The following is an 18,092-nucleotide window of genomic DNA, read 5'->3' as shown; positions in this document are numbered from 1 at the left end:
GTAAATTATTACAGCACGTGCACGGATGCGGTATTGGTGGTTCCGCTCGGGACCAGTGCGCCAGAGACCATAACAACCACGTCGCCTTTACGCGCCAGGCCGCTCTGCAGCGCCAGTTCTTTGCCGAGGATGTAGAAATCATCGGTAGAGGAGAGCTGGTCAACCAGCTGCGGCACTACGCCTTTGGTCAGCACCAGCTGACGGGCGGTGGTTTCGTTAGTGGTCAGCGCCAGGATGGTGGCATCCGGGAAGTATTTACGCACGGCGCGCGCAGATTTACCGCCCTGGGTGGCGACAACAATCAGCGGAGCTTCCAGTTTTTCTGCGGTTTCTACCGCACCACGACACACCGCTTCGGTAATGCGCAGCTTACGGTTGTCGTTGTTGAACTCCAGGCGGCTGGTCATCACGCGATCGGTACGCTCGCAGATGGTCGCCATGATGGTGACGGCTTCCAGCGGGTATTTCCCTTTGGCGGATTCGCCGGACAGCATGACCGCATCGGTGCCGTCGAGGATGGCGTTGGCTACGTCGCCGGCTTCTGCGCGGGTCGGACGCGGGTTTTTGATCATCGAATCCAGCATCTGCGTTGCGGTGATAACCACTTTACGCGCGCGGATACATTTTTCGATGATCATTTTCTGGGCGAAGATAACTTCTTCAACCGGGATTTCCACGCCCATGTCGCCACGCGCAACCATGATGCCGTCAGAGGCTTCGAGGATTTCGTCGAAGTTGTTCAGGCCTTCCTGGTTTTCAATTTTGGAGATGATCTGGATGTTTTCGCCGCCGTGCGCTTTCAGGTGCTCGCGGATTTCGACCACGTCAGAACGCTTACGGATAAAGGAAGCAGCAACAAAATCAACACCTTGTTCGCAACCGAAGATCAGGTCCTGCTTGTCTTTTTCAGCCAGTGCCGGCAGGGCAATAGAAACGCCCGGCAGGTTAACGCCTTTGTTCTCGCCGAGGTCGCCGTTGTTCAGCACTTTACAGATGACGTTCTGACCTTCGATGGCCGTCACTTCCATGCCGATCAGACCATCGTCGACCAGAACGGTGTTGCCGACGGACAGGTCGGTAGTGAAACCTTCATAGGTCACGGCGACGATTTCGTTGTTGCCGACGACGGATTTATCGGTGGTGAAGGTGAATGTCTGACCGGCTTTCAGGGAGACGTCATTGCCGCCTTCCAGCTTAATGGTACGAATTTCCGGGCCTTTGGTATCCAGCAGGATAGCCGCTGTCTTACCGGTTTTGCTCAGCACGTTACGCAGGTTCTTGATGCGTTGACCGTGTTCAGCATAGTCACCGTGAGAGAAGTTCAGACGCATGACGTTCATGCCCGCGTCCAGCATTTTGGACAGCATCTCTTCGGATTCGGTTTTCGGACCGATGGTGCAAACAATTTTGGTCTTTTTCATGAAAGTTTTAGTCTTTAAGTTGTGAAGGATATGGAAATATCGCTCCGTAGGCGCACGGCCGTGGAGTCAAACCTGTATTGCGAAAGTTGTTCTGCCACGCTCTAAGAATAGGTGACAACAAAAGAGCGTGCAGAAGAAAGTGTGCTGGCGGTTCAGCCCATGAAAAGAGGCAGTATTTTATGCGTTTAGTCGTGCAGTCCAATGCGCTGAAACCATTCAAGAAAGAATCGGGGGCCATTATACGACGCCGGAACAAAAAAGGAAAATGAAAACGACGTTTCATTATTCCCCATGAAAATGTAACAAAACTCGAACTATTTCAAATCTTCTTCGCAACACATTTTTTCATCAGCCGACAACAATAAACGCCACTATCATGCGAATTTCATCGCGGTTAGCGCCTGGAAACAACGCACTGGTATAAAAAGAGCGCGCTGGTTTGATTTATCACGAAAACATATTAATAATGATTTGATTGATAATGATAATTTGTGAGCCGAAAAGTATGGGAAATAAAGCCAGAGACGCCGAATTGTACGAGGAAATGTGCCGGGTGGTGGGGAAAGTGGTGCTCGAAATGCGCGATCTCGGCCAGGAGCCAAAACATATCGTGATTGCCGGGGTGGTGCGTACCTCGCTGGCCAACCCGAAAATCGCCCGCTCTGAACTGACCAAAGAAGCCATGGAGAAGGTGATCCACGCCTTATCCGGGCACGACTAGCCTTCCTGCGCGCGGCTTACGCAGGCTCAGGAAATCACAAACCGCACGACCGCTTTCACCGCTAAATCGCAGTGGTGAGCGATCATCTCCTCATCGTCGATAGCCGGCAGCGGGTCGTCGAGGAAGAGACGAGTGAAGGTGTAAAAGTTCGACACCTGATAAAAGCTAAAGCTGCTGATCAGCCGATGGACATCGCGCGCCTGTAGACCCTCCTGAAAAATTCCCTGCTGTTGCCCGCGCTGCAGAATATCCTCCAGAATCGACAGGGCGGTTCGATTCAGCGGTTTCAGCTGCCCCGATGACTGCAACCACTTACCGCGCTGCATATTCTCCATACAAATAACCCGCATAAAATCCGCATGAGTGGCGTGATAACGCACGCTCCAGCGCACCAGCTGCACCAGCGCTTCAACCGGCGGAAGCTGCTCCAGCCCAAGCTGCTGTTCGGTCTCGCGGATACGCGCATAGACATGTTGCAGCACCGCCTGATACAGCAGCTCCTTCGTTTTGAAGTAGTACACCACCATGCGTTTGGTTGTCTGCGCCTCGGTGGCAATCTGTTCCATGCGCGCCCCGGACAGCCCGTGTTCGGCAAAGACGACGATGGCGGCGGTAAAAATCCGTTCCTTCAGGGACTGCGCTTCATCATGAGCCACGACAGACATAACCACTCCTTTTTTCTGAGAGACAAAAAATACACATAATGATCACAAATTAGCAACCTCGTGTGGCGTGAATGAACCAAATGATTCATATTCAGGGCTCACGTCTGCTGATGACCCGAGGACCTATGCTGCGATCCATTGCCACCGTTTCGATTTCCGGCACCTTACCCGAAAAACTCCATGCTATTGCGGCTGCGGGTTATCAAGGCGTCGAAATCTTTGAAAACGATCTGCTTTATTATACCGGCACGCCGGCGGATATTCGCAATCTGGCGGCTGATTTAGGGCTAAAAATCACGCTTTTTCAACCCTTTCGCGATTTTGAAGGCGCCAGCCGCAGCCAGTTTGCGGCGAATATGGCGCGGGCGAAGCGCAAATTCGCGCTGATGCATGAGCTCGGCTGCGACACATTGCTCCTGTGCAGCAATGTGCAGCCGGACTGTTCCGCCGATGTTGCGCTGCAGGTGGCGGATCTCGCCGCGCTGGCGGCGCTGGCGGAGCAGGAAAAGATAGTCATCGGCTACGAAGCGCTGGCCTGGGGAACGCACGTCAACCGCTGGTATCAGGCCTGGGAACGGGTGAAAAGCGTCAACAGCCCGGCGTTGGGGATTGTCCTGGATAGCTTTCATATTCTGGCTCGCGGCGACAATTTGCAGCGGTTGCATGAAGTCCCGGTGGACAAAATCACCTTCCTGCAGCTGGCGGATGCGCCGTTGATGAAGATGGATGTCCTTGAATGGAGCCGCCATTTCCGCTGTTTCCCGGGACAGGGGCAGCTGCCGCTGGTGGATTTTGCCTGCGATCTGACCCGCTGCGGCTATCGCGGCCCGTGGTCGCTGGAAATTTTCAATGACGGCTTCCGCGCTTCGCCGAATGGCGCAACGGCGAAAGATGGCTACCGCTCGTTACAATGGCTGGAAGAGCAGACCCGCCAACAGCTGGACGACAGCGATGCGTCGCTGTTTCATGCCGCGACGCTGCCGGATTATCTCGGACTGGAATTTATCGAATTTGCCGCCAGCCCCTCGCAAGCGCAGGCTCTTGGCCAGCGCCTGTCGCAGCTGGGCTTCGGTCAGGAAGGCCGCCACCGCTCAAAACAGGTGACGCTGTGGCGCAACGGCGGCGCGCGAGCGATTGTCAACGCCCAGCCGCACAGCTGGGCCGATCATTTTCACCAGCGCCACGGCGTCTCGCTGTGCGCGATGGCGCTGCGCGTCAGCCGCAGCGCGGCGATTATTGAGCGCGCCCGCGCCTATGGCTACGCCACCTGGCAGGGCGATGCCGGGCCGAATGAAAGCCCCATTCCGGCGATTTGCGCCCCCGACGGCAGCCTGATTTATTTAATTGAAGCCGGTGATGATATCTACACCCGCGATTTTCATCTGCACGACGCGCCGACGTTACGCGATGACTACAGCGGCATCGATCATCTGGCGCTGGGGATGGAGGCGGAGAGCCGTGATAACTGGATTACCTTTTTCCGCACCGTCTTCGGTTTCACCCTCGAACATGAACAGACGCTGCCGGACCCGTATGGTCTGGTGCGCAGTCTGGCGGTTCACAGCCCGCAGGGCAATATTCGCCTGGCGCTGAATATCTCCCAGAGCCGCGCCACGCAGATTGCCCGCTCGGTGGCCTGCTATCAAGGGGCGGGCTTGCAGCACGCGGCGTTTGCCTGCCATCACCTGCCGGCGACCCTCGACGCTCTGCCGCAGGTCTCCCTTCAGGCGCTGCCGATTCCGGCTAATTACTATGATGACCTGCTGGCGCGCTATGGCGAGACGGTGGACGTCGCGACGCTGCAACGTCTGCATATTCTCTATGACCGCGATCCGCGCGGCGGGGAGTTCCTCCACCTCTATACCCGGCCGTTCTCGGCAGGGCGCTTTTTCTTCGAATTGACCGAAAGACGCGATGGCTATGCCCTGTACGGCGCGGCAAATGCCGCCGTTCGCCTGTCGGCAATGCAGTACAGCTAGTGATGTATCAAATGGTTCGTTGAGCACAACATCGTCAATACAATAACAACATTCATCTGCACCCTACGACAGGAAAACGATTATGAACGCGTACAGCCATAACCACACGGCAGCGGCGCAAGCCGCTCCCGCCGTGCCGCGCTCCCGGCGGCGGATTGGGATCCTCACGCTGCTGGCTATCGGCACGATGATTAACTACCTCGACCGGACGGTGCTGGGGATAGCGGCCCCCAGCTTAACTTCCGAACTCGGGATTCATGCGGCGGTCATGGGGATTGTCTTTTCCGCCTTCGCCTGGACCTACGCACTGGCACAAATTCCCGGCGGCCTGTTCCTCGACCGTTTCGGCAACAAAGTGACCTACTTCCTGTCGCTGACGCTGTGGTCGCTGTTTACCTTGTTCCACGGTATGGCGATAGGGCTGAAAACTCTGCTGCTGTGCCGCTTTGGGCTGGGGGTCAGCGAGGCACCCTGTTTCCCGGTAAACAGCCGGGTGGTCAGCACGTGGTTCCCGCAGCAGGAGAGGGCCAAGGCAACGGCAGTCTATACCGTCGGGGAGTACCTCGGGCTGGCCTGCTTCTCACCGCTGCTGTTCTGGATTATGGGCAGTTTCGGCTGGCGGGCGCTGTTTATCAGCGTCGGCGCTGTCGGCGTGCTGTTTGCGCTGGTGTGGTGGCGCTGTTACCGCGAACCGCACGAAGATAAGCACCTCAGCCAGCAGGAGCGAGAGCATATTGTCAACGGCGGCGGCCTGGTCGCGGCGAGCGACCAGCAGACGGCTTTCAGCTGGCCGCTGGTGCGGCAGTTGCTGGGGAAACGGCAGATTGTGGGCGCCAGCATCGGCCAGTTCGCTGGCAATACGGTACTGGTGTTTTTCCTGACCTGGTTCCCGACCTATCTGGCCACCGAGCGGCATATGCCGTGGCTGAAGGTGGGATTCTTCGCCATTCTGCCGTTCCTTGCCGCTGCCGGCGGGGTGATGTTCGGCGGCTGGCTCTCCGACAAGCTGCTGAAGGCCACCGGATCGGCCAACCTCGCGCGTAAGCTGCCGATCGTCGTCGGTCTGCTGATGGCCAGCGGCATTATTTCCGCCAACTGGCTGAGCAGCGATCTGGCGGTGATTCTGGTGATGTCATTCGCCTTCTTTGGTCAGGGAATGGTCGGCCTGGGCTGGACGTTAATTTCCGATATCGCGCCGAAAGGGCTGGGCGGCCTGACCGGCGGCCTGTTTAACTTCTGCGCTAACTTAGCCGGGATCCTCACGCCGCTGGTGATTGGCTTTATCGTCGCGGCCTTCGGCGACTTCTTCTATGCGCTGATCTATATCGGCGGCGCGGCGCTCCTCGGCGTCGTGGCGTATCTGTTTATTCTGGGCGATGTCAAACGCATCGAGCTATCGCAGTAAAGGAGCAGGGGATGATAATTAGTGGTAATACGCGGCTGATCGCGCATCTGGGCTATCCGACCGGCGGCTTTAAGGCGCCGATGATCTACAACCCGTGGTTCGACCGACAGCAGGTGGATGTCAAAGTGGTGCCTACGGGGGTGAAACCGGAGGCGCTGGCGACGGTGGTTCCGGCGCTGTTTACGCTGACCAATATTATCGGCGCGCTGGTCACGATGCCGCATAAGATTGCCACCTGCGGGCTGGTGCATCGCTTAAGCCCCACGGCAGCCATTGCCGGCGCCTGCAACGCTATCCGCCGCGAGGCCGACGGCACGCTGAGCGGCGATATGTTTGACGGCGACGGTTTTGTGCTCGGTATCCGACGTAAAGGTTTTCGGCCCGAGGGGGCGCGGGCGCTGGTGGTCGGCTGCGGCGGCGTGGGGTCGGCGATCGCCGCTTCGCTGGCAGCGGCGGGGGTACGCGCCCTGACGCTCTACGATAGCCATGCCGATGCGGCGCATGCGCTGGCGGCCCGTCTGCTGCAACACTATCCGCTGCTGGATATCAGCCTGATGCAGCGCGATCCGCAGGGGCACGATCTGGTGGTGAACGCCACGCCGCTGGGGATGAAGGCGGGGGACCCGCTGCCGCTGGACCCTCAGAGGTTGACGCCCGGCACCTGGGTGGGGGAAGTGGTAATGACCCAGGCCTTTACGCCGCTGCTGCAGGCCGCCGAGGCGCGCGGTTGTCCGGTTCAGCGCGGCACCGACATGCTGTTTGAAATGATCCCGGCCTATCTGCGTTTCTTCAACCTGCCGGTAGCGACTCCGGAGCAGCTGCGCGAGCTGGCGGAAATTCGCTACTGAATCGCCAACGGCCCGGTTACTATAGCGCTCTGTTTCCGGGCGTTTAGCGAGCAATCACGATGACCAGCGCAGTCGTTCTGCTGGCGGCGGGGAGCCTGAAAGGGGCGTTTATCCCGCTGCTGGCGCGTTTCCATCAGCAAACCGGTATTCTGGTTGAGGCCCATTTCGGCCCCGCCGGTTTGCTGCGCGAACAAATTGAAGGCGGGGCGGTGTGTTCGGTATTCGCCTCTGCCAACCGCCAGCATCCCCAGGCGCTGCGCCAGGCCGGGAGGGCGGGGGAATGCCATCTGTTTGCCCGTAACCAGCTGATGCTGACCGCCCGTCGCGCCGCCGCCGGTGATATGGCCGACTGGCTGACGCTCCTCACTAACCCGCAGCTGCGTCTGGCTACATCGACGCCGGGCTGCGACCCGTCCGGCGACTATACCTGGCAGCTGTTTGAGCGCATTGAAGCCCGCTTCCCCGGCGTCGGCAGTGCGATGATGGCCCGTGCTCAGCCGCTGGTCGGAGGACGACAGTCGCTCAGCGTCCCGCCGGGCGAGACGGCGGGAGCCTGGCTTATTCGCGAAGGATTAACCGACCTGTTTATCGGCTATGCCCATTATGCCCGTCAGATGGCGCTGGCCGACGATCTGCGGACGGTCACGATTCCGGCGCCGTGGAATATCCAGGCCGATTACCTGCTAACCACCCTCGACGAGAGCGCCGGGGCGCAGCGGCTGTGTCGCTTTATTCTCGGAGCCGAAGGTCAGCACGCTCTGCAGGCTGCGGGTTTTTTGCCGGCTAGCGCCGAATCGTAAACTGCGGCGCCAGCAGCGGCATGTCTGAACCGGGGTGCGTAATTTTACGCACCGCCAGGCCGTAGGCGCGTTGCAGATGCGCCTCGCTAAGCACTTCCCCGGAGCGTCCCGCCAGCCACTCGCCGTCCGGCAGCAACAGCAGGGTATGGCTGGCGACCTGCAGGGCATGGGTGGGGTCGTGGGTGGTGAAGAGTACGGTGCGCGCCTGGCGATGGGCCAGGTCGCTGATGAGCTGCAGTACCACCTGCTGGTTGGACAGGTCCAGCGCCGAGCAGGGCTCATCGAGCAGGATATTCTGGCTGGCGCCCACCAGCGCGCGGGCAATCAATACCAGCTGCTGCTGGCCGCCGGAGAGCGAACGAAACGCGCGGTCAGCGAGATCGGCGATGCTCAACTGGTGTAAAGCCTCCTCGACCCGACGCTCATCCTCAACGGCCGGCTGGGCAAACAGATTGACTTGCCGGGCGCGGCCCATTAACACCACCTCCCGTACCTGCCAGTTGAACGCCGGGCGGAACGACTGCGGCACAATCGCTATCCCGCCTTCACTGTGGAAACTCCCGCCCAGCGGCGGCAGCACGCCGGTGAGGGTGTCGAGCAGGGTGCTTTTCCCGCGCCCGTTGGCGCCGAGCACCGCCCAGATTTCACCGGGCAGGCACTGCAGGCTGAGCGGCCGGAAGAGCGGCTGACGGTGGCCGTAGCACAGTGCCGACAGGCGAAGCGACATCTTCATCAGACCGCTCCCCGACGACGCGTATGGATCAGCAGCCAGCTAAACAGCGGGGCGCCGAGCAACGCGGTAATGATCCCGATGGGGATCTCCGCCTGGGTCAGCGAGCGTGCCAGATCGTCTACCGCGATCATAAACCCGCCGCCGAGCCAGAAGGCGGTGGGCAGCAGACGGCGGTGGTCGGCGCCGACCAGCAGTCGCGCCAGATGCGGGATAACCAGCCCCACCCAGGCGATGCTGCCGCTGACCGCCACCTGCGCGGCCACCAGCACCGCGCAGCATAGCAGCACGCCGCGACGTAGCGCGGTCACCGAGACGCCGAGCCCGCGCGCGTCTTTCTCCTCCAGCGCCAGCAGGTTAATCCGCCAGCGCAGCGCGATCAGGACCGCGGCGCTGAGCAGCACCGGCAGCGCCATGAGCGCCACTTTGTGCCAGTTGGCGGTGGCGAAGCTGCCCAGCAGCCAGAAGACGATATTCGGCAGCGTCTCTTCGCTGTCGGCCAGATATTGCATCAGGCTGACGAGAGCGGCGAAAAAACCGCTGAGAATGATCCCGGAAAGAATCAGCACCAGCGTGTTTTCCCGCCCCTGTAGCGCCGCAATCAGGTACACCAGCATTAAGGCCAGCAGGCCGAAACCGAAGGTGGAGGTCATCATCAGCACGCTGTCCAGCCCCAGCAGGATGGCCAGCGTGCCGCCAAAGGCGGAGCCGGAGGTGACGCCAATGATATGGGGATCCACCAGCGGGTTCTGGAACACGCCCTGCAACGCGGCACCGCACAGACCGAGCGCACCGCCGGCCAGCAGCGCCATGGTAACGCGCGGCAGGCGCACCGACCAGACGATTTGTCCGGCCACGCCGTCAGCAGGCGACAGGTGTGCCAGCTGGCTGAACACCTCGCTCAGGCTCAGGTGATACTGGCCGACGCACAGCGAGGCGACGGCAATCCACAAGGCGGCCAGCGCCAGCGCGCCTTGCAACAGCGCCGGGTGACGATTACTGAGCATCCGGCGTCCACTTCACGCGATAAAATCGCTGGTAATACTCCTGCGCTTTACCATCAACATCCACGCCGTTATAGCGGGAAGGGTACAGCTTTTTGGCCATCCACAGCTCGCCGAGGGCCAACGCTTCCGGCATCGGGTAACCCCAGGCTTTGGCATACTCCGGCATCAGCCAGACGCGGTGGTTTTTTACCGCATCGATTCCTTGCCACTGCGGGTCGGACTCGATCTGTTTGACCACCTGCGGATAGCGGTCCTGGACAAAGATCACCTGCGGATCCCACTGTAAAACCTGCTCCAGCGATACCTGGCGCGCGCCCTTGACCGAGGCCGCCGCAACGTTCAGCGCGCCGGCATGTTTCATCATCAGGCCGGTGTATTTGCCGGAGCCGTAGGTGTTGAGGTCCGGGTTGGCCATATAGACGCGTATCCGCTGGTCATCGGGGATATCGGCGACCGGCGCGTTGGCCTCTTTACGCGCCGCAAACACGGCGCTAATCAGCGTTTCCGCCTGGTTTTTACGATCGACCACCTCGCCAATCAGGCGAATACCCTGCTTTAACCCTTCGTTATAGGCCTGCTCTTCATCGGCCATCGACGGGTTCATCTTGTTTTTTTCACCCGCGACGTCCTGGCGTAACGAGATAGCCACCACCGGGATCCCGGCGTTCTGAATCTGCTGAATCATCGCCTGCGGCGCATAGTTGGCGACAAACACCACCTGCGGATGCAGCGCCAGCAGGCTTTCGATATTGACCTGGGTTAAATCTCCCGGCGCCGGCAGCTGTTCAATCCCCGGCATAAAGCGGGCGAAAGCCGGGCCGAGCTGCTTTTTCCAGCTGCTCATTACGCCGACAATCTCATCGGCGGCATCAAGCTGCACCAGCAGATTGAGGGTCTGATGCTGGAGCACGACGGCGCGGGTAACGTGGTCAGGAAGCGTCACCTCGCGGCCGAGCTGGTCGGTGACGGTACGGTCGGCAAAGGCATAACCGGCAAACAGGCAGGCGCTGACCAGCGTCAGCCCCGGTAAGCAACGGGGTCGTTTTGACATGAGAAGACTCGGTTAGGTAAGAGGAATCGCTGTATATTAAAATATATAGCGTTAGCAGAAGCAATGCTTACCGGCCTGTCTACCCATTCAGGACAACTTTACTCGTAAAAAACCTCTTCTTCGGTCATTCGCGACTCGATCTGCGCGGCCACTTTTTGCAACGGCGCCAGATATTTCTGCGCCGCTTGCTCAAGGCTCATCGCTTTCGCGATATAAACCAGGTTCAGGCAGCCAATGACCCGCTGCTGGCTGCGGATCGGCACGGCGATGGAGGCGATTTTCTCCTCCTGCCGCCAGCTGCGAAAGTTTTCGCCGTAGCCCTGGCGCCGCGTGCGCTCAAGAATTGCCGCCAGCTTTTCCGGCTCCCGCGCCAGCTGATACTCCTCTTCCGGACGCGTCGCGAGGAGTTCGATCATCGCCTGGCGCTCATGATCCGGGGCGAAGGCCAGCCAGGTGAGTCCCGAGGCGGTCAGCAGCAGCGGGAGCCGACGGCCGACCATCGCGCGATGAAACGACAGGCGGCTGAAGCGGTGCGTGGTTTCACGTACCACCATGGCGTCAACATCCAGGGTGGAGATATCCGTCGGCCACAGCACTTCGCGTAACAGCTCTCCCAGCAACGGGGTGGCGAGGGCAGAAATCCAATGTTCGTCACGAAATCCTTCACTCAGCTGACGGATTTTGAGGGTTAAACGGAAGCTGTCATCGGATCGACTACGGCGAACGTAACCCTCCTCCTGCAACGTCTCCAGCAGTCGTCTGACGGTGGTGCGATGCAGGCCGCTAAACTCAGCCAGCGTGCTTACCGTGGCCCCGCCATCGAATTTATTTAACAAATTAAGTAACAATAACCCCCGGCTCAATCCGCGGACCGTTTTGTAATCCGCCTGGCTGTTTTCGCGCATGCTTCCTCGACAAATATCCAGATAAACAACGATGTGCACCTGGTGCACATTCGGTGATGTTTTGATTGTAGCGCATCCTGCCGACCCTATACTGACCTCAATGTAAAAATATATTCACATCTGGTTAACAAGGTGGCCGGCATCAGTTTGCGATGCCCGATACCTTGTCTGAGTCGTGAGGTTCTGCAATGACAACATCGAATCCGGATATTCAACCCGCTGTGCAGCACACCGCCCAGGTCGCTATCGTCGGCGCGGGCCCGGTCGGCCTGATGATGGCCAACTACCTTGGTCAGATGGGCGTCAGCGTCGTGGTTGTTGAAAAGCTCGACGCGCTGATTGATTACCCGCGCGCCATCGGCATTGACGATGAATCACTGCGCGCGATGCAGGGCATCGGGCTGGTGGACCACGTTCTCCCGCATACCACGCCGTGGCACGCGATGCGCTTTCTGACGCCGAAAGGGCGCTGCTTCGCCGATATCCAGCCGATGACCGATGAGTTTGGCTGGCCGCGGCGCAACGCGTTTATTCAACCGCAGGTGGATGCGGTTATGTATGAAGGATTGCAGCGTTTTCCCCATGTGCGCTGCCTGTTCTCCCGGGAAGTGGAAGCCTTTAGCCAGTCTTGCGACGCGGTGACCTTGCATCTGAAGGGGCCGGCGGGCGAACACGAAACGGTGCAGGCCGACTGGCTGGTCGCCTGCGACGGCGGCGGCAGCTTTATTCGCCGCAGTTTAGCGATCCCTTTTGAAGGAAAAACTGCGCCAAATCAGTGGATAGTGATTGATATCGCCAATGATCCGCTGGCGACGCCGCATGTCTATCTGTGCTGCGACCCGGTCCGCCCGTATGTTTCCGCCGCGCTGCCGCACGCTATACGCCGCTTTGAATTTATGGTGATGCCCGGCGAAACCGAAGCCCAGTTGAGTGAACCGGACAACATGCGCCGCTTGTTGAGCAAGGTGCTGCCGGACCCGGACAACGTCGAACCGATCCGCCAGCGCGTCTATACCCATAACGCCCGGATCGCCGAACGTTTCCGTCTGGATCGCATTCTGCTGGCGGGCGATGCCGCCCACATTATGCCGGTCTGGCAGGGGCAGGGGTACAACAGCGGGATGCGCGATGCATTTAACCTCGCCTGGAAACTGGCGCTGGTGGTGCACGGCAAGGCGGGCAGCGACTTGCTCGATAGCTATCAACAGGAGCGGCGCGATCATGCCAAAGCGATGATCGATCTCTCGGTGACCGCCGGCAACGTGCTGGCGCCGGCGAAGCGCTGGCATGGCGCGGTGCGCGACGGAGTCTCCTGGCTGCTGAACTATCTCCCGCCGGTCAAACGCTACTTCCTCGAGATGCGCTTCAAGCCGATGCCGCAATATCGCGCCGGCGCTCTGCTGCTGGAGGGGGAAGGTAAAAACTCGCCGGTGGGGAAAATGTTTATTCAGCCCAAAGTCACCCTCGAAAGCGGTACGGTCACGCTGCTGGATGAGGTCATCGGCACGAATTTCGCCATTATCGCCTGGGGCTGCAACCCGCAATGGGGGCTGAATGCCGGGCAGATAGCCCAGTGGCGCGCCGTCGGCGTGCGCTTTATCCAGGTGGTGCCGGAGGTCCAGATTCATCGCCAGCAGGACAATTTTGCCGACGTTATCCGCGTCGGCGATACGCAAAATCGCCTGAAAAGCTGGTTTGCGCAGCATCAGACCGCCGTGGCGGTGGTGCGTCCGGACCGTTTTGTGGCGACGGTGGCCATTCCGCAAACCCTTGGCGCTAAGCTCGACCGCCTGGCGACTACCCTGCATCTGGCTGCGGCCGACTCCTCCCTTCTTGAAAAGGTGGCCTGATATGAATGCCTTTCTTCACTGTCTCTCCCATACGCCGCTGGTGGGCTACGTCGACCCGCAACCGTCGGTGCTGGACGAAGTCAACGGGGTTATCGCCGAAGCCCGGGCGCGGATTGCCGCCTTCGATCCGCAACTGGTGGTGCTGTTTGCCCCTGACCATTACAACGGCTTTTTCTATGACGTGATGCCGCCGTTCTGCTTAGGCATCGGCGCCACCGCGATCGGTGATTTCAGCAGCGCCAGCGGCGTTCTGCCGGTGCCGACGGCGCTGGCGGAGGCCTGCGCCCATGCGGTGATGAAGGACGGGATCGATCTGGCGGTCTCGTACTGCATGCAGGTGGATCACGGCTTTGCGCAACCGCTGGAGTTCCTGCTCGGTGGGCTGGACAGGCTGCCGGTTCTGCCGGTGTTTATCAACGGCGTCGCCCCGCCGCTGCCGGGCTTTCAGCGCGCCCGCATGCTCGGCGAAGCCATTGGCCGCTTCCTGACCACCCTCAATAAACGGGTATTAATCCTTGGCTCCGGCGGGCTGTCGCATCAGCCGCCGGTACCGGAGCTGGCGAAGGCCGACGCCCATATGCGCGACCGGCTGCTCGGCAGCGGCAAGCAGCTGCCGCCGGACGAGCGGGAGCTGCGCCAGCAGCGAGTCATTCGCGCGGCGAAACAGTTTATCGAGGACCAGAACTCGCTCTATCCGCTCAATCCCGTCTGGGACAACCGTTTTATGAGCCTGCTGGCGCAGGGACGGCTGACGGAGCTGGATGCGGTCAGTAACGAGGAGCTGTCGGCAATGGCCGGCAAATCGACGCACGAAACGAAAACCTGGGTGGCGGCCTTTGCCGCGCTATCCGCTTTTGGCAACTGGCGTTGCGAAGGGCGCTACTACCGGCCAATACCGGAGTGGATTGCCGGATTCGGCTCGCTGAGCGCCATCACGCAGAATTGATTCATCAGGAGATAAACATGAGCTATCAACCGCAAACCGAAGCCGCCACCAGCCGTTTCCTCAACGTGGAAGAAGGCGGAGAAACGCTACGCATCCATTTTAATGATTGCGGCCAGGGGGAGGAAACCGTGGTCCTGTTGCACGGATCCGGCCCCGGCGCCACCGGCTGGGCCAACTTTAGCCGCAATATCGACCCGCTGGTCGAGGCGGGCTACCGGGTGATTCTGCTGGACTGCCCTGGCTGGGGGAAAAGCGACGCGATCGTCAATCGCGGCTCCCGTTCCGACCTGAATGCCCGGGTACTGAAAAGCGTTATTGATCAGCTGGATATCAGCAAAGTGCATCTTCTGGGCAACTCGATGGGCGGACACAGCGCGGTGGCCTTCACCCTGAGCTGGCCGGAACGGGTGGGCAAACTGGTGCTGATGGGCGGCGGCACCGGCGGCATGAGCCTGTTCACGCCGATGCCAACCGAAGGCATCAAGCTGCTGAACGGCCTGTACCGGGAACCGACTATCGAAAACCTGAAGAAGATGATGAATATCTTTGTCTTCGACACCCGCGACCTGACCGAAGCCCTGTTCGAAGCGCGCCTCAACAATATGCTGTCGCGCCGCGATCATCTGGATAATTTCGTCAAAAGTCTGGAAGCCAACCCGCGACAGTTTCCGGATTTTAGCCCGCGTCTTGGCGAAATTCGCGCCCGGACCCTGATCGTCTGGGGACGCAATGACCGCTTTGTGCCGATGGATGCCGGTCTGCGCCTGCTCGCCGGGATTAACGGCGCTGAACTGCATATCTATCGTGACTGCGGCCACTGGGCGCAGTGGGAACATGCCGACAGTTTCAACCAGCTGGTGCTGGATTTTCTGGCGCGGAAATAAGGAGCCGTGATGACAACGCAATCTCTCGAACAACTGGCGCAACGGCTGCGTGACGCCGAAGCCCAGGGGCGGGCCATTGAACCGCTGCGCGATCTCCTCGGCGCAGATAACGCGGAGGCGGCCTATGCCATTCAGCGCATTAACGTTCAGCACCATGTCGCCTGCGGACGGCGGGTTGTCGGACGTAAGGTCGGGCTCACGCACCCTAAAGTGCAGCAGCAGCTGGGCGTCAACCAGCCGGACTTCGGCACCCTGTTCGCCGACATGTGCTATGGCGATAATGCCGGGGTGCCGTATGCCCGCGTACTCCAGCCCAAAGTGGAGGCGGAAATCGCCCTGGTGCTGAAACAGGATTTGCCGCACGCCGACACCACCTTTGACGAGCTGTACGCCGCGATTGCGTGGGTGCTGCCGGCGCTGGAAGTGGTCGGCAGCCGCATCCGCGACTGGTCGATAGGCTTTGTCGATACCGTGGCCGATAACGCTTCCTGCGGTGTGTATGTCCTCGGCGGCCCGGCGCGGCGCCCGGAAGGGCTGGATTTGAAAAATTGCACCATGAGCATGACCCGTAATCAGGAAGCGGTATCCAGCGGGCGGGGGAGCGAGTGCCTCGGCCATCCGCTCAATGCGGCGGTGTGGCTGGCGCGCAAAATGGCCAGCCTCGGCGAGCCGCTGCGCGCGGGAGATATTGTGCTGACCGGGGCGCTAGGCCCAATGGTGGCAATTAACCCAGGCGATCGCTTTGAGGCCCATATCGACGGTTTAGGTTCAGTGGCGGCAACTTTTGTCGCCGAAGAGGAAGGCAGTCATGAGTAAACGTAAAGTCGCCATTATCGGATCCGGCAATATCGGCACCGATTTAATGATCAAAATTCTGCGCCACGGCCAGCACCTGGAGATGGCGGTGATGGTCGGTATCGACCCTGAATCCGACGGTCTGGCCCGCGCCCGGCGCATGGGGGTCGCCACCACGCACCAGGGCGTTGGCGGCCTGATGCAGATGGCGGAGTTCGCCGATATTGATTTCGTGTTTGACGCCACCAGCGCCGGAGCGCATGTGAAAAACGACGCCGCGCTGCGGGAAGCCAGGCCGGGGATCCGCGTGATTGACCTGACCCCGGCGGCCATCGGCCCGTACTGCGTGCCGGTGGTCAATCTTGAGGCATGCCTTGCCGAGGGCAACGTCAATATGGTGACCTGCGGCGGCCAGGCGACGATCCCGATGGTGGCGGCGGTGTCCCGGGTGGCAAAAGTGCACTATGCGGAAATCGTCGCCTCGATTGCCAGCAAATCCGCCGGGCCAGGAACGCGCGCTAACATCGATGAGTTCACCGAAACCACCTCGCAGGCGATTGAGAAAGTGGGCGGGGCGGCGAAAGGCAAAGCGATTATCGTGCTGAATCCGGCGGAGCCGCCGCTGATGATGCGCGATACCGTTTATGTCCTCAGCGAAGCGGCTTCGCAGCAGGAGATTGCCGCTTCCATCGCGCAGATGGCGGCCGCGGTGCAGGCCTACGTGCCGGGATATCGCCTGAAACAGCAGGTGCAGTTTGAGGTGATACCGGAAGATAAGCCGGTGAACCTGCCGGGCGTTGGCCGCTTCTCCGGCCTGAAAACGGCGGTTTACCTCGAGGTTGAGGGGGCGGCGCACTACCTGCCTGCCTACGCGGGCAACCTTGATATTATGACCTCGGCGGCGCTGGCGACGGCGGAAAGAATGGCGCAATCAATGAATGACGCGGCGGGAGAAACAGCATGAACGGTAAAAAACTCTATATCTCGGACGTGACGCTGCGCGACGGTATGCACGCCATCCGTCATCAATATTCACTGGATAACGTCCGTCAGATCGCGCAGGCGCTGGATAAGGCAGGCGTCGATTCGATTGAAGTGGCCCACGGCGACGGTCTGCAGGGCTCAAGTTTTAACTACGGTTTCGGCGCGCACAGCGATATCGAATGGATCGAGGCGGCGGCAGAATCCGTCGCGCAGGCGAAAATAGCCACGCTGCTGTTGCCCGGCATCGGGACGCTGCACGATCTGAAAAACGCCTATCAGGCGGGGGCGCGAGTGGTGCGCGTTGCGACCCACTGCACCGAGGCGGATGTTTCCGCTCAGCATATCGCCTTTGCCCGCGAGCTGGGCATGGACACCGTTGGCTTCCTGATGATGAGCCATATGACCACCCCGGAACAGCTGGCGCAACAGGCGCTGAAGATGGAATCCTACGGCGCGACCTGCATTTACGTGGTCGATTCCGGCGGGGCGATGAATATGAACGATATTCGCGATCGTTTCCGCGCCCTCAAGGCGGTGCTGAAGCCGGAAACCGCCACCGGGATGCACGCGCACCATAATCTGAGCCTCGGCGTCGCCAACTCTATCGCCGCGGTGGAAGAGGGCTGCGATCGCATCGATGCCAGCCTTGCCGGAATGGGCGCCGGGGCGGGGAATGCGCCGCTGGAGGTCTTTATTGCGGCGGCGGACAAGCTGGGCTGGAACCACGGCACGGATCTGTATGCGCTGATGAACGCCGCCGATGAGCTGGTGCGGCCGCTGCAGGATCGCCCGGTGCGCGTCGATCGCGAAACGCTGGCGCTGGGCTATGCCGGGGTGTACTCCAGCTTTCTGCGCCACAGTGAAGTGGCGGCCGCGCGCTACGGTCTGAGCGCGGTCGATATTCTCGTCGAGCTGGGTAAACGGCGGATGGTGGGCGGCCAGGAAGATATGATCGTCGATGTGGCGCTGGACCTGCGCAACCGGGCGAAATAAAAAAGAGGCGCGGCAGATTCTGTATCTGCCGCCTTTCACCTGCTCATATCCGCCTCTTTCCCAGGCGACGGCGCATCGTTGTGCCCGGCCAGGCGATGCTGGCGTGTC

Annotated in this window: 17 protein-coding genes; 11 read left to right on the top strand and 6 right to left on the bottom strand. The window is 60.3% G+C overall.

Annotation, left to right across the window (positions count from 1 at the left end):
* Positions 1-8: 8 nt before the first annotated feature.
* Positions 9-1,421: a pyruvate kinase PykF gene (gene pykF / locus FNY10_RS10225; RefSeq protein WP_100683582.1), complete on the bottom strand. Its 1,413-nt coding sequence runs from the start codon at positions 1,419-1,421 to the stop codon at positions 9-11.
* A 505-nt stretch (positions 1,422-1,926) separates the two neighbouring features.
* Between pykF and fumD the strand changes: the two genes are divergently transcribed.
* Complete coding sequence (gene fumD / locus FNY10_RS10220) at positions 1,927-2,142, top strand: fumarate hydratase FumD (RefSeq protein WP_100683583.1); 216 nt, start codon at positions 1,927-1,929, stop codon at positions 2,140-2,142.
* A gap of 26 nt (positions 2,143-2,168) precedes the next feature.
* Here the strand turns inward: fumD and FNY10_RS10215 are convergent, their stop codons facing one another.
* Positions 2,169-2,807 carry a TetR/AcrR family transcriptional regulator gene (locus FNY10_RS10215; protein ID WP_131047918.1) on the bottom strand — a complete coding sequence of 213 codons (639 nt, stop codon included), beginning with the start codon at positions 2,805-2,807 and terminating at the stop codon, positions 2,169-2,171.
* Between the two features lie 125 nt (positions 2,808-2,932).
* Here FNY10_RS10215 and FNY10_RS10210 point away from each other — a divergent pair, with 125 nt between their 5' ends.
* The 4 genes from FNY10_RS10210 to FNY10_RS10195 all read left to right on the top strand — a co-directional run bounded on the left by FNY10_RS10210 (position 2,933) and on the right by FNY10_RS10195 (position 7,839).
* The gene (locus tag FNY10_RS10210; RefSeq protein ID WP_160704875.1) at positions 2,933-4,786 is read left to right on the top strand and encodes a TIM barrel protein; all 1,854 of its coding nucleotides are present in this window, start codon (positions 2,933-2,935) and stop codon (positions 4,784-4,786) included.
* An 82-nt stretch (positions 4,787-4,868) separates the two neighbouring features.
* Positions 4,869-6,191: an MFS transporter gene (locus FNY10_RS10205; protein ID WP_131047919.1), complete on the top strand. Its 1,323-nt coding sequence runs from the start codon at positions 4,869-4,871 to the stop codon at positions 6,189-6,191.
* Between the two features lie 11 nt (positions 6,192-6,202).
* Positions 6,203-7,039: a shikimate dehydrogenase family protein gene (locus FNY10_RS10200; RefSeq protein WP_131047920.1), complete on the top strand. Its 837-nt coding sequence runs from the start codon at positions 6,203-6,205 to the stop codon at positions 7,037-7,039.
* Between the two features lie 59 nt (positions 7,040-7,098).
* Entirely contained in the window at positions 7,099-7,839 is a 741-nt protein-coding gene (locus tag FNY10_RS10195; RefSeq protein WP_160704590.1) for a substrate-binding domain-containing protein, read from the top strand.
* Here FNY10_RS10195 and FNY10_RS10190 read toward each other — a convergent pair.
* From FNY10_RS10190 to FNY10_RS10175, 4 genes are all read right to left on the bottom strand, one after another.
* Complete coding sequence (locus FNY10_RS10190; RefSeq protein WP_160704592.1) at positions 7,823-8,572, bottom strand: ABC transporter ATP-binding protein; 750 nt, start codon at positions 8,570-8,572, stop codon at positions 7,823-7,825. The genes FNY10_RS10195 and FNY10_RS10190 overlap by 17 nt on opposite strands.
* Positions 8,572-9,576: an iron ABC transporter permease gene (locus tag FNY10_RS10185; protein WP_160704594.1), complete on the bottom strand. Its 1,005-nt coding sequence runs from the start codon at positions 9,574-9,576 to the stop codon at positions 8,572-8,574. Before FNY10_RS10185 ends, FNY10_RS10190 begins: the two co-directional genes overlap by 1 nt.
* Positions 9,566-10,627 carry an ABC transporter substrate-binding protein gene (locus FNY10_RS10180; protein WP_160704596.1) on the bottom strand — a complete coding sequence of 354 codons (1,062 nt, stop codon included), beginning with the start codon at positions 10,625-10,627 and terminating at the stop codon, positions 9,566-9,568. The genes FNY10_RS10185 and FNY10_RS10180 overlap by 11 nt, the downstream gene beginning before the upstream one ends.
* A 98-nt stretch (positions 10,628-10,725) precedes the next feature.
* The gene (locus FNY10_RS10175) at positions 10,726-11,532 is read right to left on the bottom strand and encodes a DNA-binding transcriptional regulator (RefSeq protein WP_160704598.1); all 807 of its coding nucleotides are present in this window, start codon (positions 11,530-11,532) and stop codon (positions 10,726-10,728) included.
* Between the two features lie 188 nt (positions 11,533-11,720).
* On the opposite strand from FNY10_RS10175, the gene FNY10_RS10170 reads away from it, so the two are divergent.
* Genes FNY10_RS10170 through mhpE form a run of 6 tightly spaced genes read left to right on the top strand, consistent with a single transcriptional unit; the run spans position 11,721 to position 17,984 of the window.
* Positions 11,721-13,382, top strand: a complete 1,662-nt coding sequence (locus FNY10_RS10170) for a bifunctional 3-(3-hydroxy-phenyl)propionate/3-hydroxycinnamic acid hydroxylase (protein WP_160704600.1) — start codon at positions 11,721-11,723, stop codon at positions 13,380-13,382.
* Position 13,383: 1 nt separating this feature from the next.
* Positions 13,384-14,328, top strand: a complete 945-nt coding sequence (gene mhpB / locus FNY10_RS10165; RefSeq protein WP_131047926.1) for a 2,3-dihydroxyphenylpropionate/2,3-dihydroxicinnamic acid 1,2-dioxygenase — start codon at positions 13,384-13,386, stop codon at positions 14,326-14,328.
* A gap of 17 nt (positions 14,329-14,345) precedes the next feature.
* Complete coding sequence (gene mhpC / locus FNY10_RS10160) at positions 14,346-15,212, top strand: 2-hydroxy-6-oxonona-2,4-dienedioate hydrolase (protein WP_131047927.1); 867 nt, start codon at positions 14,346-14,348, stop codon at positions 15,210-15,212.
* A gap of 9 nt (positions 15,213-15,221) precedes the next feature.
* A complete protein-coding gene (mhpD, locus tag FNY10_RS10155) occupies positions 15,222-16,028 on the top strand; it encodes a 2-keto-4-pentenoate hydratase (RefSeq protein ID WP_141964438.1) in 807 nt (268 codons plus the stop codon).
* The gene (gene mhpF, locus FNY10_RS10150; protein WP_131047929.1) at positions 16,021-16,971 is read left to right on the top strand and encodes an acetaldehyde dehydrogenase; all 951 of its coding nucleotides are present in this window, start codon (positions 16,021-16,023) and stop codon (positions 16,969-16,971) included. The genes mhpD and mhpF overlap by 8 nt, the downstream gene beginning before the upstream one ends.
* Positions 16,968-17,984 carry a 4-hydroxy-2-oxovalerate aldolase gene (gene mhpE / locus FNY10_RS10145; RefSeq protein WP_160704602.1) on the top strand — a complete coding sequence of 339 codons (1,017 nt, stop codon included), beginning with the start codon at positions 16,968-16,970 and terminating at the stop codon, positions 17,982-17,984. Before mhpF ends, mhpE begins: the two co-directional genes overlap by 4 nt.
* Positions 17,985-18,092 lie beyond the last annotated feature (108 nt).

This window comes from Klebsiella sp. Lac1, from assembly GCF_009825425.1.
GTDB lineage: Bacteria > Pseudomonadota > Gammaproteobacteria > Enterobacterales > Enterobacteriaceae > Klebsiella > Klebsiella electrica.
The sequence above is the reverse complement of the archived record's forward strand: the minus strand, read 5'-3'. Positions and strand labels throughout refer to the sequence as shown.

Excerpts from the sequence above, each read along its gene's own strand:
- mhpF (WP_131047929.1), top strand. The coding sequence starts at position 16,021 with ATGAGTAAACGTAAAGTCGCCATTATCGGATCCGGCAATATCGGCACC.
- FNY10_RS10185 (WP_160704594.1), bottom strand. The coding sequence starts at position 9,576 with ATGCTCAGTAATCGTCACCCGGCGCTGTTGCAAGGCGCGCTGGCGCTG.
- FNY10_RS10190 (WP_160704592.1), bottom strand. The coding sequence starts at position 8,572 with ATGAAGATGTCGCTTCGCCTGTCGGCACTGTGCTACGGCCACCGTCAG.
- FNY10_RS10205 (WP_131047919.1), top strand. The coding sequence starts at position 4,869 with ATGAACGCGTACAGCCATAACCACACGGCAGCGGCGCAAGCCGCTCCC.
- pykF (WP_100683582.1), bottom strand. The coding sequence starts at position 1,421 with ATGAAAAAGACCAAAATTGTTTGCACCATCGGTCCGAAAACCGAATCC.
- FNY10_RS10175 (WP_160704598.1), bottom strand. The coding sequence starts at position 11,532 with ATGCGCGAAAACAGCCAGGCGGATTACAAAACGGTCCGCGGATTGAGC.
- mhpD (WP_141964438.1), top strand. The coding sequence starts at position 15,222 with ATGACAACGCAATCTCTCGAACAACTGGCGCAACGGCTGCGTGACGCC.
- FNY10_RS10195 (WP_160704590.1), top strand. The coding sequence starts at position 7,099 with ATGACCAGCGCAGTCGTTCTGCTGGCGGCGGGGAGCCTGAAAGGGGCG.
- FNY10_RS10170 (WP_160704600.1), top strand. The coding sequence starts at position 11,721 with ATGACAACATCGAATCCGGATATTCAACCCGCTGTGCAGCACACCGCC.
- mhpE (WP_160704602.1), top strand. The coding sequence starts at position 16,968 with ATGAACGGTAAAAAACTCTATATCTCGGACGTGACGCTGCGCGACGGT.
- FNY10_RS10210 (WP_160704875.1), top strand. The coding sequence starts at position 2,933 with ATGCTGCGATCCATTGCCACCGTTTCGATTTCCGGCACCTTACCCGAA.
- fumD (WP_100683583.1), top strand. The coding sequence starts at position 1,927 with ATGGGAAATAAAGCCAGAGACGCCGAATTGTACGAGGAAATGTGCCGG.
- FNY10_RS10200 (WP_131047920.1), top strand. The coding sequence starts at position 6,203 with ATGATAATTAGTGGTAATACGCGGCTGATCGCGCATCTGGGCTATCCG.
- mhpC (WP_131047927.1), top strand. The coding sequence starts at position 14,346 with ATGAGCTATCAACCGCAAACCGAAGCCGCCACCAGCCGTTTCCTCAAC.
- mhpB (WP_131047926.1), top strand. The coding sequence starts at position 13,384 with ATGAATGCCTTTCTTCACTGTCTCTCCCATACGCCGCTGGTGGGCTAC.
- FNY10_RS10180 (WP_160704596.1), bottom strand. The coding sequence starts at position 10,627 with ATGTCAAAACGACCCCGTTGCTTACCGGGGCTGACGCTGGTCAGCGCC.
- FNY10_RS10215 (WP_131047918.1), bottom strand. The coding sequence starts at position 2,807 with ATGTCTGTCGTGGCTCATGATGAAGCGCAGTCCCTGAAGGAACGGATT.